The organism is Pseudomonas sp. 37 R 15 (assembly GCF_900004865.1).
GTDB classification, from domain to species: domain Bacteria; phylum Pseudomonadota; class Gammaproteobacteria; order Pseudomonadales; family Pseudomonadaceae; genus Aquipseudomonas; species Aquipseudomonas fluorescens_AM.
The window spans coordinates 3,893-20,541 of record NZ_CVTV01000052.1 but is presented as its reverse complement, the minus strand read 5'-3'; the positions used below and the strand labels follow the sequence as shown (position 1 = coordinate 20,541).

Genomic DNA, 16,649 nt, shown 5'->3' with positions numbered 1-16,649 from the left:
ATCCCATCCCGAACTCAGCAGTGAAACGATGCATCGCCGATGGTAGTGTGGGGTTTCCCCATGTGAGAGTAGGTCATCGTCAAGATTAAATTCCAGAACCCCTGTTTGCTTATGCAGACAGGGGTTTTGTTTATGTAGAAGCTCATGAATTTCACCAGTACGTTGCTAGCACAACGGTCTGGTACACAGAATTTCTTGACGACCATAGAGCATTGGAACCACCTGATCCCATCCCGAACTCAGCAGTGAAACGATGCATCGCCGATGGTAGTGTGGGGTTTCCCCATGTGAGAGTAGGTCATCGTCAAGATTCAATTCCGAAACCCCTGTCTGCTAACGCAGACAGGGGTTTTGTCGTTTAAGGCTGCAAACGGCTGATAATCGACTGCATGTCTACCGCCTGTCGGGCCCTTGCTCTAAAAGAGGAAGATTCACACAAAACTCTAAGATTTATCGTTTTCTGGCCGAAAGCCTGACGAGCCATGCGTGCACCGAAATAGAGCGATCGCAGAGTCCGCCTATTGCGTTACATGGAATGTTCCACTCGGCACGCTCACCCCCCTTTGGCAAAAGAAGTCGATGAAATGAATCTCAAGTTCAGTCATAAAATTCTGTTGGCGGCGTCAGGCGTCGTGGTTCTGGCCTTTGCGCTGTTCACGCTCTATAACGATTACCTGCAGCGCAACACGATCAGGCAAAACCTGGCGTCCTCCATCCAGCAATCCGGCGAGCTTACCGCCAGCAGCGTGCAGAACTGGCTCAGCGGCCGCATTCTGGTTCTGGAGAACCTGGCACAAAACGTTGCTCATCAAGGGAGTGGCGCCGATCTGCCGGGTTTGGTCGATCAACCGGCGTTCACCTCCAACTTCCAGTTTACCTATGTGGGTCAAATCAACGGTGTGTTCACACAGCGTCCCGATGCGAAGATGCCCGATGGCTATGACCCGCGTCAGCGCCCTTGGTACAAGCAAGCCGTAGCAGCCGACAAAACCATGCTTACCCCGCCTTATATGGCAGCTGTGGGCGGCCAGATCGTGACGATTGCGATGCCGGTGAAGAAGAACGGAGAGCTGTTGGGCGTTGTGGGTGGAGACTTGAGCCTGCAAACCTTGGTGAAGATCATCAACTCGGTGGATTTCGGCGGTATCGGCCACGCGTTCCTGGTCAGTGGTGACGGCCAAGTCATCGTCAGTCCTGATCAGGACCAGGTGATGAAAAACCTCAAAGACATCTACCCAGGCGCCCAGGTGCGCATCGAGAAGGTTAACCAGGAGGTTGTCCTCAATGGACAGGACCGTATTCTCTCGTTTACGCCAATCAGCGGTTTGCCAGGGGCTGACTGGTACATCGGTCTGTCTATCGACAAAGACAAAGCCTATGCCGCACTGGGTAAATTTCGCACTTCAGCATTGATAGCAATGCTCATCGCCGTAGTGGCGATTGCCGTGCTGCTGAGTATGTTGATCCAGGTGTTGTTGCGTCCGCTGACCACGATGGGCGTCGCGATGAAGGATATTGCCCAAGGCGAAGGCGACCTGACCCGACGCCTCGACGTTACGAGCAAAGACGAGTTCGGCGAAGTCGGCGGCGCATTCAATCAGTTTGTCGAGCGTATCCACGCCTCGATTTCCGAAGTGTCCTCGGCGACACGCCAGGTGCATGACTTGTCCCAGCGCGTGATGGCATCGTCCAACGCGTCGATCATTGGCTCAGACGAGCAGAGTGCACGTACCAACAGCGTGGCTGCAGCGATCAACGAGCTGGGCGCCGCCACCCAGGAAATCGCCCGTAACGCCGCTGATGCCTCGCAGCATGCCAGCGGTGCCAGTGAGCAAGCTGACGATGGACGCAAGGTCGTCGAGCAAACCATCCAGGCAATGTCGGAACTGTCGCAGAAAATCAGCCTGTCCTGCACTCAGATCGAGACCCTTAACGCCAGTACCGACAACATTGGTCACATCCTCGATGTGATCAAGGGCATCTCCCAGCAAACTAACTTGCTCGCGCTGAATGCGGCCATCGAAGCAGCCCGTGCCGGAGAAGCTGGGCGTGGGTTTGCCGTGGTAGCTGATGAGGTGCGTAACCTGGCTCACCGTACCCAGGAATCGGCTGAAGAGATTCACAAGATGATCACCTCCCTGCAAGTGGGTTCGCGTGAAGCGGTGACCACCATGAACGCCAGCCAGGCTTCCAGCGAAGAAAGCGTTGAAGTGGCTAACCAGGCTGGCGAGCGTCTGATCAGCGTGACACAGCGAATCGTTGAGATCGACGGCATGAACCAATCAGTCGCCGCAGCTACCGAGGAGCAAACGGCGGTGGTTGAAACCCTCAACGTCGACATCAACCAGATCAACCTGCTGAACCAGCAAGGCGTGGCCAATCTCAACGAGACGCTCAAGGATTGCGATGCGCTGTCCCAACAGGCCAGTCGATTGAAGCAATTGGTCGATAGCTTCAAAATCTGATCCTGGCGGCAGTCGGAGCGAGGCCTCCCGCTCCGACTGCCCTGAAGCCGCTCAGAGAAAGCCGATGGTCCTCAGGTAGTCACAGCCTTTGCGTAACAGCGCGGGGCTCTTGGGCGGATAGTGTGTGCCCATTTGCTCCAACCCCCATTGGGCATTGCTGTACTGGATCATCGAAGTGTCGCCGATGTCCTCACCCACCCCATCAAGGTAGAAGCCCAGTACGCCGAACAACGCATTGTCATGGCCTACGGTTCTCAATGCGCGTTGCCACTGTTGTAGGCTTATCCGTTCAAAGGTATGTCCGGCCTGGCTGAACGCGTCAAGGTACTGGTCCCAGCTCAGCGGTTGCGGATTGTGCAGGTTGAATACGTTTCGCCCTGCGACAAAACGCTGGCTGTGAAACGCAATGAAGCGTGCCAGGAAGTCCACCGGCATCAGGTCGAAGTTACCTTCCATTCGAGGGACCCTACCCAACTGCAGCGACCCCTTGAGCATCAACATCAAGCGATTTTTATCGGGTTGGCAGACGCCGTTCTGACTGTTGAAACTGATATTGCCCGGCCGATGAATATTCACCCAGGCTCCTTGCTCGGTTGCACGCCCCAGCAATCGCTCGGCCACCCATTTCGAGAGGTTGTAGCCATTTTTGACATAGATCGGTAATGCGCGGCTGGCGGGTGCTTCGAGCACATACCGATCAGTGTCGAGGGTACTGCAGGCCGACAGCGTCGAAATGAAATTGAAGACCTTCTTGCAGTGGGTCTCGCAAAGGCGCAGGCATTCAAACACCGGTTCGACGTTGTCCTTGGTGAGCGCTTTGTAGTCCATCACATGGTTGACCTGCGCCGCATTGTGCACAAGCACGCCATGATGACGGGCGAGGTGCTCGTACGCCTCACAGGATAGCCCCAGGCGCGGTTGGCGCAGGTCTGCGGCGTACACCTGCACTCGGCGCAGGTCCAATTGTTCCAGGCGATATTCGCGCAGCGCCTGAGTGAATCGGTCCGCCGCAGACTGGCCGGGGAGCGCCCGCACCAGGCACGCTACTTCTTGCGCTCCACCCGCCAGCAATGCCTGGACGATATGCACGCCGACGAAGCTGTTGGCTCCCGTGACAATCGCCTTGCGCGGGTCTCCTGCGCGGGTCTCAGGTAGCACTTCAAGCTTCAGGGCTCGGGATGCATCGTGTTCCATCTGGCTGAAAGATGTATCCGGCAGCGCTTCGCCCTCCAGCTGTAAGGCAAGAGTACGAATCGTCGGCGCTTCAAAAAATTGGCTCAAGGAGAAGCTGCGGCCAAATTGCTCGCGCAGGCGCAGTAACAAGGTGGACAGCAGGATCGAATGGCCACCGAGGTTGAAAAAGCTGTCGTCGATCGATACCTCGCTGGCAGACAACCCCAACAACTCCCCCCACAGCTCCACCAACTGCGCCTGGACTGGCGTGTGGGTGCTGCGACGAATCCTTTCCTGGGGGCGCGCACTCGGCACCGCCCGCAACGCCGTGCGATCGATCTTGCCGTTGCTCGAAAAGGGCAGGCTCGGCAGTTCGCTCCAGGCGACGGGTTGCATATGCTCAGGCAGCCAGTGCCTGGCATGCTCCTTCAGCCTGGCCAGGGTGGCGCCGGGTTCGGGCTGGGCAGCAAAGCCAATGATTCTGCATGCCTGATCAATCACCACTGCTACTTGGCGGAACAACCGACTGCTGCGCAGGCACTGCTCAATCTCCTGAGGCTCGACGCGAAAGCCGCGGATCTTGACCTGATCATCCCGTCGACCGCCCAACTCGATCCCGTCCGGCGTCCATTTCGCCAGATCGCCGCTACGGTAAGCCTGCAGCCATTGTCCATCAGGCAGCGCCAGCTTGACGAACGGCGAGTCAGCTTGCGGCTTTGCGTTCATATAACCCTGGCTGACGCCAGGGCCTGCGATGTACAGATCGCCCATCACTTGCTCATCCACCGGTTGCAAATGGTCGTCGAGGATCAGGACCTGGCTGTTGGCAATGGGTAAACCGATGTTGCGATTGCTGTCACTGAGCCGAAACGTTCGATGGGTTGCCAGTACTGTGGCTTCGGTGGGGCCATAGAGATTGTGCAACTGGCATTGGCCTGCCAGTCGCTCGATCACGTATGGCTCGCAAAAATCGCCGCCGGTGAGCAGGTGGGAGAGGCCAAGAGGCTGGTCCAGCGGCAGGATGCTGAGCAACGCCGGTGGCAGAAAAGCGTGGGTGACGCGCTGCACGCGAATCAACTCGACCAATTGCTGAGGATCCTGACGCTGTTCTGCGCTGGGAACAATCAGCTCTGCGCCCGCCATCAAGGCGGGGAAAATATCGATCAGCGAGGAGTCAAAGCTCAGCGGTGAAAATTGCAGGACGCGACTCTTATCATCCAGCGCTACACAGGTACTAAGCCAGGCGGTGAAATGCGCCAGATTATGTTGGCTGAGCAGCACACCCTTGGGCTGCCCGGTGGTGCCGGAGGTGAAAAGTGCCATGCATGGCGCATTGGCGTGGGGACGATGACGCATCAGCGGTTGAGTCGGGTCGATGTCGCGTGAGGCGAGCGTACTCACGTCAATCGAAACGAAATGATCTCGCAGCGGATGCAGACCATTTTCCAGTAACACGCAGGCCTCTGCGCTTATCAACATGCGGTGCTGGCGTTTTACCGGATGATCCGGGGCCAGTGGCAAATACACCGCGCCGCAACCCAGCACGGCCAGAATGCTCGCGTAGAGCTCAGTAGATTTTTCCAGGCACACACCCACCACCGAGGGGGTTTCATTGCCCTCCAACAGGGGCAGCAAGCGTTGCTGAATCGCCATGGCTTTTTCTTGAAGTTGGCGATAAGTCACCACGCGACCCGCGATATTCAGCGCTGTGCGATTGGCGAAGGCGCGAAGGCTTGCCTGCAGGCGTTCGATCATGGGCACTTGTGCCGCGCGAAGCAGCGCGGCATCGGCCGTACAATTGAATCGATGCATGAACGCCAGCGCCTCCAGCCCGTGCAAGCCCTGTTCAGGCAGGGGGTCGGAGCTGGTCATTGCGCTGAAAAAGCCTGGATCTCTTGAGAATCCGCTGACCAATGACGCTGCCCACTCCACCAAGGCGTTCGCCGCCCGGCGCCGCAGTCGCTGGCCGTTGCCGCTGGGCTCGTGGGCAACATCGTGCACGGCCACCAGGCGCCGCTCTCGGTCGTAGCAGCGAAACTGAAGCCTGGGCAGCCCATTTTCGGACAGAGGGCCGATACCCAGGCGCAGGCTCATCCAGGCCGCGTCTCTGGACAGGTCTGACGGTGGCTGACTACCGTCCTCAATCACAAGGTCGATCGACTCCGCCCCCACGGCATGCCCGTAGTGTTCCAGCACGTGCTTGAGGGCATCCAGCGCGTCACCGGCACCGCGCCATTCAATCGTCAGGCGCCTCATGCCAATCTCCCCAGCGCGGGCAAATAGTCGTCCAGGACTCGTGCCACGCTGGAGGTGTGCAGCAGGCCGCTGTGATGCAGGAAGCTCATGATGTTGCCAACCAGCGGGTGCTGGCGGGTGATGGGAAAGTCCATCGCAACGATTTCATCCTGCAGCGCCGAACGAACGTCGACGCTGATATCCAGGTGCTCGATCAACTGCAGGTCGAAGCCTTTTTGTAGGTCGTTGGTCAGGTAATGGCCCAGGAACGTCGGTAGCACAGCGGCAATGCTGTCCCGATCCTCCGCGCTTGCCGAGTGCCAGTAGATGCGCACCAACTGTGTCCAGAACTGTGCGTGGCGCCCTTCATCAAACAGGTGGTCGGCCATCAAGCCGCGCACGGACGACTTGACACTGTCGTCCTTGGAAAAGGCCGCCACGTCATGGGTGACGGTGTTTTCGGCGATGGCCACGACGATCAACTCAACCGCATCGCGCAAGTGCTCCGGTGCCTGCGCCTGCGCTGCCGGCAAGGCGCGGCTCAGTTCGATCTGCCCGGGCAGGTCGAGCGGCTGGATACCGGTCAACTCGACGGCTTGCTGCAGGAAGTCCAGGGCTACCAAGGCGTGGTAATCCTCATCCACCACGACGGTCATCGCGTCGTAGCGGCAGGCGAGGGGGAGGGGCAGTGAGAAGCGATTCTTGGCGATGCTGCGGGCAGTCTTATCGACGATTTCGGTTTCGAAAATCACGATGTCATGGATGAATCGATAAAAGCTTTGCGCCAGCACAAAGTCGCGCGATTGCGGGCAGTGCTCGAGAAAGGTCGCACTCAGTACCAGCGGTTGGCGGTACAAGGGATAGATCAGCTTGCCGTCGTTTTCCAACACGCGGCGCGGGCGAGTGCGGATGGTTGCGCGACGCTCCCAGTCTTCGGCAAAGGAGCGGTAGTCGATAGCGCTCATGGATGGACCTCTTGCATCGAGGTCTGTACGTCATCCCAGAAGGTCATGCGGCTTTCCAGCGCCTCGAGAGCAACGCTGTCGGCTTGTTGCTGGCGAAGCGGGTCTGCGCCGATCAGACGCTGGAGCACTTGTTCCGCCGCCGGAGCATGCTCCTGGCTATCCAGCTCGATATGACGCTTGAGGTAGTGACATAAAGTGGGCGCCTGACGAGCAATGAAGGGGCTGCTGCACAGAAGGCGCTCGAACATCGCTGCAATGACGCCCTCACGACCATGCAGAAAGGCCGCCGCTACGCAGTGAGTGGGAGCGCTGAGTGCGATCTGCCATGTGCTGTCGACAAAGCGCGGCACACCGGGAGGCGCGCCGATCATTTGCAGCGCTGCGCTTACCTCCACGCCCTGATGTTGCAGGTCAATGAAACGCGTGATGACGCGGGTGTCGGCGCCCACTTCCACCATGGCGTCCAGGTACAGCTCAAAGTGACTGCAATGGCCCCGCGTTGGATGTTCATCCGACTCTTCGCCCAGCACGATCTCATTGATCAGGCGTGCGGCCTGTGGATCAGTGGGCGGAAGCCACGGTATCTGGGTACATGTAAGATCTTGTTGCAGGCGTTTGGTCAGGGTCATGAAGTCCCAAACCGCAAATACATGACTCTCCATAAAGTGTTGTAGTTTGGTATGCGAAGTTATTTCTGCAAATAACGGATGGTTGCACAGTTGCAGCTTTTTTTGTTCAAACAAATGATGATGCATGGTTGACGCCTATAAAATTGTTGCGACTGCTCTAGTTGCAGTGATGGAGTTTTGTAGTTGTTAGACAGAAAGATAACGTTAAGGTGTGCCCACGCGGCAAGCACGGGCTCATTGCGCGGCCAGCTGACTGAAAGGTTTATTGGGTTGGCGGGTGATAGTAAACTGATTAAACGTTTGGATGAGCTTGTAAATGTATTAGATGTTTTTTCGAGAATAAGCTTCCGAGTGAAAGAGTTGTTTTAAGTGTGAGAATTTTCCTTATATAACGCCGGTTATTAAGACTTGCGAGTTGTCTACAGCGCTACCAGCGCGGGACGTTTCCTGGCAAGGGAAGGTGCCGCGCGGTGTAAAGACTAAAAGAAAAATGCGAACGCGTTACGACGTGCTTTCTTTGTTGGCCGTTTCGAGGCCATTGAGGTATCTATTGATGACCTCCATGCCTCGCATCAAGTGATTACGCAATGTCAGGATGCTTTCGTCGATTTTCTTCTGCACCACCAGGCTGAGCAGTTCGCGGTGGTCCTCTTGTGACGTCTCGCCCAGCCCCATTGCCTCGAGGTTGAAGCGCAGAAACCGCTCTTCCTCATTCAGCCCATGCTCCACCAGTTTGAGCAGGCGATGGTTAGGCGCCTTGCCATACAAGACCATGTGAAACAGGCGATTGAGGCGGCCTATCTCGCTGTAGTCTTTCTCACACTCCAGCGCATTGATACAGGCTTCTGCCTCGGCGATATCAGCCTCAGTGAGCAGTGGGATCGACAAGCGCAAGGCCTCGGACTCCAACAGCATGCGCAGGGCATAGGTCTCAGCCGAATTGTCCTCAATCAAGGGGGCGACCACCGCGCCCTTGTGGGTCACCACATGCAGCAGGGATTGTGCTTCCAACTGGCGCAATGCTTCGCGCACCGGCATGCGGCTGACGCCGAACAGGCTGGCGAGCTCTTGCTGGCGCATGGCGGTGCCACAGGGCAACCGCCCATCGAGAATGGCGTTGCGCAACGTTTCTTCAATAACGGCGCGGGCAAGGTGAGCGGGAATAGGCCCGCTGACCTTGATGCTGCTTAAAGGGTTCGGCTTCGGCGTCACGGTTACGCTGCCCTCCTTTCTAGAATAATAAAGTGCGTTTTATTGGATCCAATGAACACTAGAGATGGCCCAAGCGCTTGTCAAACCGCCAGAGTTTCCGTTTGTAAGGGCTTACAGCGTGTATTTTGTGCGTCTCACATCAGGCGGTTACAAGTCGCTCTACCGATCGATGATCTCACTATGCCATTGTTATTTCCGAGACGAAGCTTCACCATCCCCTCAAATCCCGTCTCTCTTCATGGACTGAACGCCTTGGCGGTAAGTTTTATTCCCTATCGAGTTCTTTGCTGGCTTTTATCAGCGATCTTGTTGGCCGGGCTGATGCTTGGCGGGCTGCATGCCGATTGGGATTTCTCGCAGATCAGCCGAAAGGCCAGTGCCCTTTACGGACCATTGGGCGAAGGCCAGCAGCGTATTGACGCCTGGCAGCGGCTGTTGGCCACTCAAAAGCAGGTCAGCGAACAAGAACAGCTCAAGGTCGTTAACTTGTTTTTCAACAAACAAATGACCTACGTGGAAGACATCGATCTCTGGCACGCGGTCGATTATTGGGAGACACCCATCGAAGCCCTCTGGAAAGGCGCCGGTGACTGCGAAGACTACGCCATCGCCAAGTATTTCAGTTTGCGTCATCTGGGTGTGTCCAGCGACAAATTGCGCATTACCTACGTCAAGGCCTTGCGTCAGAATCGCGCACATATGGTCTTGACCTACTATTCGACCCCCGACGCAATCCCGCTGGTGCTCGACAGCCTGATGGACGACATCCTGCCGGCTACCCGCCGTACCGATTTGATTCCGGTGTATTCATTCAACGCCGAGGGCCTGTACCTGCCCGGCGCCAAAGGCAACAAGAAGGTCGGCGATACCAAACGCTTGTCGCGCTGGCAGGATGTGTTGAGAAAAATGCGTGCGGAAGGCTTTCCAGCCGAGCCTGCCAACTAGGAGTAACTGATCGGATGTCTTTGTTCAAACAGCTGTTGATCGCAATCTGTCTGTTCCTGGTGGTCGCCTTCAGCGGCAGCTTCATGGTCAGCCTGGAAAGTTCGCGCACGCAATACGTCAACCAGTTGCGCTCCCATGCGCAGGACGCTGCGACGGCGCTGGCGCTGTCGCTCACCCCTAATATCGATGACCCGGCCATGGTGGAGCTGCTGGTCAGTTCGATCTTCGACAGCGGTTACTACGCCAGTATCCGTGTGGTGGACCTGGCCACGGACAAAACCATCGTTGAGCGCAGCGGCATTCCAGACAACAACGGCGTGCCCAACTGGTTCGTTAGATTGATCGGCCTGGAGCCGGCCGGTGGCGATGCGCTGGTGAGCCGCGGTTGGGAGCAGGCGGCGCGTGTCGAGGTGGTCAGCCATCCGATGTTCGCCCTGGCCAAACTCTGGCAGAGCGCCTTGGGCAGCCTTGGCTGGTTACTGCTGTGCGGTGCGGTCAGTGTGGTGCTTGGCGGGTTGCTGCTGCGCCGCCAATTGAAACCGTTGGACTACATGGTCAAACAGTCCCACGCGATCGCCCGTCGAGAATTCCTCAGCCTGCCCGATCTGCCGCGTACGCCCGAACTGCGCCGGGTGGTGCAGGCGATGAACCAAATGGTGGAAAAGCTCAAGGCACTGTTCCAGGAGCAGGCCGAGCGCAGCGAAAAGCTGCGCACCGAATCCTACCAGGACACCCTCACCGGTCTTGCCAACCGTCGTTATTTCGAGATGCAGCTCAACGCCCGTGTCAGCAACCCTGAAGAAACCAACTCCGGCTACTTGCTGGTATTGCGCGTCAAGGACTTGGCCGGCCTGAACCAGCGCCTGGGGGGCCAGCGTACCGACCAGCTGCTGCAAGCGGTCGGCGAACAGCTGCTGCGCCAGTGCGAGCCGTACCCGGAAACCCACAACCTTGTGACCCGGATCCGTGGCGGCGAGTTCGCCGTGCTGGCGCCTGGGCTGACGCGAGAAGAAGCGCTGCAATTGGCGCAGAACCTGGAAAGCACGTTGCTCAGCCTGCAGGCCACCGGCGCCAGCGACGTCGCACCCGTGGCCTATATCGGCCTGGCCCCGTTCAATCATGGCGATGCGCCGCAGGCGCTGCTGACCCTCGCCGATCAAGCCCTGTCGCAAGCCGAAGCGCAGGGTGACAGCACGTGGGTGTGCCTGGACCACAGTGCCGCCGCCAGCCTCGGTGACGATCACCATGCCTGGCACACGCTTTTGGACCAGGCGCTGACCCAGCAGCGTTTCGAGCTGTACTTCCAGCCGGTCGTCGCCAGCCAGGACCCGCAGTTGGTCCTGCACTACAAAGTGCTGTCGCGCCTGCAGGACCTTGATGGCCATACCTTACCCGCCGGGCGTTTCCTGCCGTGGCTTGAGCGTTTCGGCTGGGCCGCCCGCCTGGACCGCTTGATGCTGGAACAGGTGCTCAAACAGATGACCGGCCACAGCGATAGTCTGGCGCTGAACCTCTCAGCCGCGACCTTGCAGGACCCAGAGGCCCTGCAGGGCATTTATGACCTGCTGCGCCAGCACAGCAACCTGGGCTCGCGCCTCACCCTGGAAATCGGTGAAGAGCAACTGCCGGAGCAGCATGTGCTGGAACAGATGACCCACCGCCTGCGCGAATTGGGCTTCTCCCTGAGCCTTCAGCGTTTCGGTGGGCGATTCAGCATGATCGGCAACCTGGCCCGCCTGGGCCTGGCGTACCTGAAAATCGACGGCAGCTACATCCGCGCCATCGACCAGGAAAGCGACAAACGCCTGTTTATCGAAGCCATCCAGCGCGCGGCCCACAGTATCGACCTGCCATTGATTGCCGAGCGCGTGGAGACCGAGGGTGAGCTGAAGGTGATTCGCGAGATGGGGATTTTTGGGGTGCAGGGCCAACTGTTCGGCGAGCCGGCGCCCTGGAAATAACGCGGAATCCATGTGGGAGGGGGCTTGCCCCCGATAGCGGTGTATCAGTCGCCTAAGTGTCGACTGGTCTACTGCCATCGGGGGCAAGCCCCCTCCCACATTTTAGAGTCGGCGTAACTCCAGGGCTCAGATAAGCCCTTTTTCATCATCATTGATCAACTGGCTCAACCCACCCAACGCTTCCCGCGCCTGGTTACGGTCCATCAATTTGGCCTGGGCTGCGGGCGGCAGGTCTGTCACGCTGATAACGCCCTTGCGGGTGAGCACCTGGATCAAGTCGTCCAGTACCCGGATCATCTCAAGGTCACTCTGCTTGAGTTGGGCCAGGCTGGTTTCCACCACTTCGTTGGCGTACCAGGCCTGGATCTCATGGTGATCGGCCGGCAGTGTTTCGGTGGATTCGGCAAAGGCGGCGGCCTCAACGCGACTCAACGCGCCCTGTGCATCACGTTGCACGTAAAACATAAGAACCCCTCGAAAATAAGCCACACACCTTTAGCCCCTTAGGCTGGCCGTGTGTTGATAGACGCGAGTATGCGATGCAACCGGCCGCCAGGGCCAGCAACGTATCGCCCAAATAAATCGGCCGCCTCGAGGGCGGCCGATAAACCCAAGCTTAGACGGTGTGATCGATCTTGATGGTCGGGTCTGCACCGCTGATCAGCGAGTTGATGCTGGTATGGGACCAATCGTTGCCTTCCAGCTTGATGGTCACATCCGCATTGGCCAGGCCTCCAGTGGTATTGAGCTTGCCTTCGCTGCTCACTTGCAGGGTCGACACGCCCTCTACCGTGGTGATCTTGAGGTAGTTGTCGATGGTGCTGTCGGTCTCGCCTTTCAACAGGTCGCGCAGATCAATGCGGTCACCTTCGGACGCCTTGAAGTCCTTGATCACATCGTTGCCGATGTCACCCGCCTTCCACACAAAGGTGTCGGCACCCGAACCACCGATCAGGATGTCATTACCCTGGCCGCCAATCAGCGTGTCGTTACCGGTGCCGCCCAGCAGGATGTCATTGCCTTTGCCACCGTCCAGAAGGTCGTTGCCGCCCTGGCCGAACAGGATGTCATCGCCGGCACCGCCCAGCAGCGTGTCGTTGGCATCCTTGGCGCCGGACACATCGAAGTCCGCGTAGTGCTCGGTGACGTACTGGTGAACGTTAGAGGCGGTCACCGAAGAGACGGCTACGCCGGTCTTCTGCGCCACAAACGCTTGCAGTGCGTTGTAACCCTCACCGTTGATCCCGCTGAAGCTCACCAGGTCGCCGAAGAGGATGTCGTTGCCATCGCCCCCGATGACGGTGTCAGCGCCAGGCAACGTCGCCTCGGTGTGGCCGAGGATTGCGTTGGCCAGGTCCTTCGGATCGATATTGGCTTGCGGCTTGCCATCGCTGTCGTACGGTGCCAACTGATTCAGGCTGACCCCGCTGTTGAGGCCGATGGCTTCTACGCCACCTGTGGACAGGCCTTTGAGCAGTGCGAACGCACTGTTGGAGTTGATGGTGGTGGAGTAGTCGGTATCGTACCCGAGGCCGCCTTGTACCGATATTTCATAGGTGCCATCCCCTTGGGCGTGGATTGTTCCCGGGCTGGACTGCGCCCAGCCCCACCAGTTGTTGGTCCACAGGGTCACCTTGCCGGCAGAGTTGATATCAATCAAGTGACTCGAATCGATGTTGATCCGTGTGGCTGTACCTATGGTGTAGTTGTTCATGGTGACGACATCATCGAGCCTGACGTTGCCGTACAAGTACGGATTGGTCTGCTCGGACCCCTGGTAAAACGTCGGCTGACCATCGGTGATGAAGTACGTTGTATTGATTGCGCCAGTGTTGCCAGTCGCCTGTGCACTTTTAAAGAAGTTGGACGCGGCCTTGAACACGTCTTCGTAGTTGGTCCCGCCGGTCGATACCATGGAATCGAGGACTTTCTGCAGCGAATTCAGTGCGCCTGGGTCTTTCAGGTCGACTGTAACCGTGCGATTGACCTGGTCACTGAAGTCCGCCAGGAAGATATTCACGGTGCCAGAAGTGCTGGAGCCGATACTGTTTTTCAGCGAGTTGAACGTGGTGGTCAGCGAGGCTTTCGCCGCTGCTATCGAATCCGCGCCCATGCTGCCCGATGTATCGATCATGAACGCAATGTTGTAGTTCTTGCCCTGCACCACGTTCAGGCCGCCGACGTCGGCTACGACGATGTCGTTGCCATCGGTGCCGTTGATGGTGTCGCTGCCCGACGTGCCGGTGACCGGGTTATAGGCCGCCGGATGCACCGTCACTGGCAATTGCGCGGTGGTGGTCGCTGAACCGCCGATGCTTTCGGTAGAGGTCGACGTGACCGTGAGGTTGAACTGGCCGCTGTAGTAGGTCGGCGGCTTGATGGTCAAGGTGCCCAGGTCCCAGCCGGTGACGTTGACTTCGCCCGTGGTTTTACCCGCGGTGAAGGTATGGCCCGACGCATCGGTAAGCACCGAGCCTGCCGGGATGCCACCGATTTTCACGCTCAGGGTTTCCGAACCGTCGGTATCGGTCAGCGCGGTGGTGACCTTGGACAGTTTGACGCTGCCGTTTTCCAGGCCTTCGTTGAGCTTGTAGCCCACGTAGTAACCGTCACCATTGCTGCCATGCAGGTCGGACACCGTTACGCCGGCGTTGGTCAGGTCGGTGATACCGGTGTACAGCGGCACGGTGCTGGTGCTCAAGTTCTGCATCGCCCCGCCATTGACCGACAGGTTGACGTCAAAGCTGCCAGGCCCCGCCTGGTTGGCCTGGTAGATCTCAAGGCTGTAGTAACCAGTGGTGGTTGGCGTGAACGAGCCGCTGAACTTGCCACTGTTGGTGCCCCATAGCCCGCTGGCAACGTCTTTGCCACCGACGTTGACCACCACGCTGTCATCGGCGACGCCGCTGAAGGTGTAGCTCTTGCCGGCTTCCATGTAGATCAGGCCGGAGATCTTGGAGCCAGAACCCGCGTTGACATTGTCGACGGACTCGACGTTGGTCACCACCGAGGTGTTGTTCGGTGTGCCTGCATTGTCGATGGCTTTTTTCAGTACATCGGGTGCAGCGCCGTTGCCGCTGTTGCCGAGGCCGGCAATGCTGTTCCAGCCCTGTTTGACCAGGCCGGTCGAGGTGACGTTGTTATCTGCCACGCTCAGGGTCGGTGCATCGGCCACCGGAGTGATATCGACTTTCACCGTGGCGCTGGTGCCCAGGTCCTTGCCGTCGGTGGGCTGGAACTTGAACTGTGCGTAGTCGGCCTGCTTGTTACCGATGCCTGTGCCGCCATAACCATCGGCGCCGGACTCGTTGGTGTTGGGCATAAAGCGCAATTGACCGCCATCGACCTGGGCTTTGGTAAAGGTCTGGCCGCTGGTCACGTTGGTCCAGGTGGTGCCGTCGGCTGCCAGGTATTGCAGCTTGCCGGCCACCGGCAGGTCGGTGATTTTCACGCCGAGGCTGGCTTGTGGCGAGTCCACGTCGGTCACGCCGAAGTTGGCCCAGGTCAGCGCGAGCGCAGTGTCTTCGGTACCGGTCACGGCCCCGCCCGTTGCCACTGGCGCATCGTTGACCGCCAGCACGTTGACGGTCGTGGTGGCGACGTTGGAGTAGTTGCCGCCGTCGGTCACCGTCACGGTAATGGTGCGCGGCGTGGTGCTTGGGTCGTGGCTGTTGTTGGTGAACGTGATGTTCTGGATGCGCTGCATGTAGTCAGCCAGCGTCGCGCTGCCCGACAACGTCAGGGTGATGGCGCCCGTCTGGTTATTGGTGCTGACGCTGATGCCATTCACGTTGTTGCCCAGGTTCAAGACATCACCGGCCTGCGCGTTGGTCAGGGTGACCGTTGCGCCGGTGAGCATCGTGCTGTCCGGGTCGGTGATCCTGATATCGGTGTCGGCAATCGACACACCCGGCCCGGCGGTGCCTTCGGTGAAGGTGGTCTTGTAATCGTTGCCGCTGGCGCCGCTGGAATTGTTGGCGTCCAGGTCGATGACCGGTGGCGCATCGTTGTCGAGGATATCGGTACTGACGGTACCCTTGTCGATCACCAGGTTCTCGAAATTGCCGCCGGTGGTCTTGTCGATGGTGATGACGATTTTTTCTGTCGGCTCGGTGATTCTGTCGTCAAGCGTGCGGATATCAAACGGCACGCTGCTGGCGCCGGCCGGGATCTTCACGGTGTACACACCATTGAAATCCGAACCGTCGGTGGCCGTGCCGCTGTACTTGAGCGTGACGGTCAGATCGGTTTGCGCCGGGTTGCTCAAGGTCAGGCTGTAATGCGCCGTGCCGCCTTCAGTCACCGATGCGTCACCGCTGAGGCTGAGGGTGGTGTTGGTGACCACATCCGTGACTTTGGTAACCACGGTGCTGCCATCAACCATCAAGTGCTCGTATTTGTCGCCGCCGCTGACGACGCCGCTGATTTTGGTCGTGACATCGTTGGCGCCGACATACGCATCGTTAGGGGCGGTGGCCGTGGTGAAGTTGCTGGACTTGCCGTTGCCGATGGTAATGGACGCGCCGTTATCCAGCTTCACTACCAGGTCGGAACCCAGGTTGGTCACTGCCGCGCCGTTCTTGTCGACCAGCGACGCGGTGTAGACAATCTGCCCGCCCTCGCTGACCGAGCCCGTGGCCTTGAGCACCACCGTCACATCGTCGATGGTGTCGTTGATCGTGGTGGTCGCGCCGCCCGGTGTGACGGTCACACCTTCGAAATTACCGCCGGTGGTACCGGTGATCTTGACGGTCTGGGTGCTCTTGTCGATGAACACGTCATCGCTTGGCGCTGGGACGGTGACAGTGCCGACGGTTTCACCTGCTTTAATCGTGATGCTTGAGCCGTTATCCAGCTTCAACGTGACGTCGCTGCCCGCTTTGTTAGATAGCGTAGCGGTGTAAGTGATCTGGCCACCTTCGTTGACGGCGCTTGGCGCGGTCAGCGTGACGGTAGTGGTATCAGCGGTACCTGGGGTATCGGTGACGGTCGTATTGACTGCCGTCTTACCTGGCACCAGGTTCTCAAAGTGCTCGCCACCGGTGACAGTCTTGATAGCAGTGG

General features: G+C 58.5%; 8 protein-coding genes, 2 rRNA genes and 1 pseudogene. 5 read left to right on the top strand and 6 right to left on the bottom strand.

All coding sequences use genetic code 11. The annotated features are described in order from the left end of the window. The 3 genes from rrf (BFQ04_RS19645) to BFQ04_RS19635 form a co-directional block, all read left to right on the top strand. Positions 1-85 (top strand): 5S ribosomal RNA (gene rrf / locus BFQ04_RS19645); the annotation flags it as partial. A 109-nt stretch (positions 86-194) separates the two neighbouring features. After that, a 5S ribosomal RNA gene (rrf, locus tag BFQ04_RS19640) occupies positions 195-310 on the top strand. A 274-nt stretch (positions 311-584) separates the two neighbouring features. Then, positions 585-2,465 (top strand): methyl-accepting chemotaxis protein, encoded by a 1,881-nt coding sequence (locus BFQ04_RS19635; RefSeq protein WP_065952225.1) that lies wholly within the window; start codon positions 585-587, stop codon positions 2,463-2,465. A 51-nt stretch (positions 2,466-2,516) separates the two neighbouring features. Here BFQ04_RS19635 and BFQ04_RS19630 read toward each other — a convergent pair whose 3' ends face one another. From BFQ04_RS19630 to BFQ04_RS19615, 4 genes are all read right to left on the bottom strand, one after another. Next, entirely contained in the window at positions 2,517-5,894 is a 3,378-nt protein-coding gene (locus BFQ04_RS19630) for an amino acid adenylation domain-containing protein (protein ID WP_065952224.1), read from the bottom strand. Beyond that, positions 5,891-6,838, bottom strand: coding sequence for a diiron oxygenase (locus tag BFQ04_RS19625; RefSeq protein ID WP_065952223.1), 948 nt, complete (start codon positions 6,836-6,838; stop codon positions 5,891-5,893). Before BFQ04_RS19625 ends, BFQ04_RS19630 begins: the two co-directional genes overlap by 4 nt. Continuing rightward, positions 6,835-7,593 carry a DUF3050 domain-containing protein gene (locus BFQ04_RS19620; RefSeq protein WP_065952222.1) on the bottom strand — a complete coding sequence of 253 codons (759 nt, stop codon included), beginning with the start codon at positions 7,591-7,593 and terminating at the stop codon, positions 6,835-6,837. The genes BFQ04_RS19625 and BFQ04_RS19620 overlap by 4 nt, the downstream gene beginning before the upstream one ends. A 375-nt stretch (positions 7,594-7,968) precedes the next feature. After that, entirely contained in the window at positions 7,969-8,679 is a 711-nt protein-coding gene (locus tag BFQ04_RS19615; protein ID WP_065952221.1) for a GntR family transcriptional regulator, read from the bottom strand. 180 nt (positions 8,680-8,859) lie between these two features. Here BFQ04_RS19615 and lapG point away from each other — a divergent pair, with 180 nt between their 5' ends. Then, a complete protein-coding gene (gene lapG / locus BFQ04_RS19610) occupies positions 8,860-9,624 on the top strand; it encodes a cysteine protease LapG (RefSeq protein WP_332871820.1) in 765 nt (254 codons plus the stop codon). Positions 9,625-9,638: 14 nt separating this feature from the next. Continuing rightward, a complete protein-coding gene (gene lapD, locus BFQ04_RS19605; RefSeq protein WP_065952219.1) occupies positions 9,639-11,585 on the top strand; it encodes a cyclic di-GMP receptor LapD in 1,947 nt (648 codons plus the stop codon). Between the two features lie 126 nt (positions 11,586-11,711). On the opposite strand, the gene BFQ04_RS19600 is transcribed toward lapD, so the two are convergent. Then, positions 11,712-12,050, bottom strand: coding sequence for a hypothetical protein (locus BFQ04_RS19600; RefSeq protein WP_057725300.1), 339 nt, complete (start codon positions 12,048-12,050; stop codon positions 11,712-11,714). 151 nt (positions 12,051-12,201) lie between these two features. Continuing rightward, positions 12,202-16,649 (bottom strand): annotated as a pseudogene (locus BFQ04_RS19595) (LapA family giant adhesin); the annotation flags it as partial.

Bases quoted from the DNA above. Each gene is read 5' to 3' on its own strand.
- lapG (WP_332871820.1), top strand. From the start codon at position 8,860: ATGCCATTGTTATTTCCGAGACGAAGCTTCACCATCCCCTCAAATCCC.
- lapD (WP_065952219.1), top strand. From the start codon at position 9,639: ATGTCTTTGTTCAAACAGCTGTTGATCGCAATCTGTCTGTTCCTGGTG.
- BFQ04_RS19635 (WP_065952225.1), top strand. From the start codon at position 585: ATGAATCTCAAGTTCAGTCATAAAATTCTGTTGGCGGCGTCAGGCGTC.
- BFQ04_RS19620 (WP_065952222.1), bottom strand. From the start codon at position 7,593: ATGCATCATCATTTGTTTGAACAAAAAAAGCTGCAACTGTGCAACCAT.
- BFQ04_RS19625 (WP_065952223.1), bottom strand. From the start codon at position 6,838: ATGAGCGCTATCGACTACCGCTCCTTTGCCGAAGACTGGGAGCGTCGC.
- BFQ04_RS19600 (WP_057725300.1), bottom strand. From the start codon at position 12,050: ATGTTTTACGTGCAACGTGATGCACAGGGCGCGTTGAGTCGCGTTGAG.
- BFQ04_RS19630 (WP_065952224.1), bottom strand. From the start codon at position 5,894: ATGAGGCGCCTGACGATTGAATGGCGCGGTGCCGGTGACGCGCTGGAT.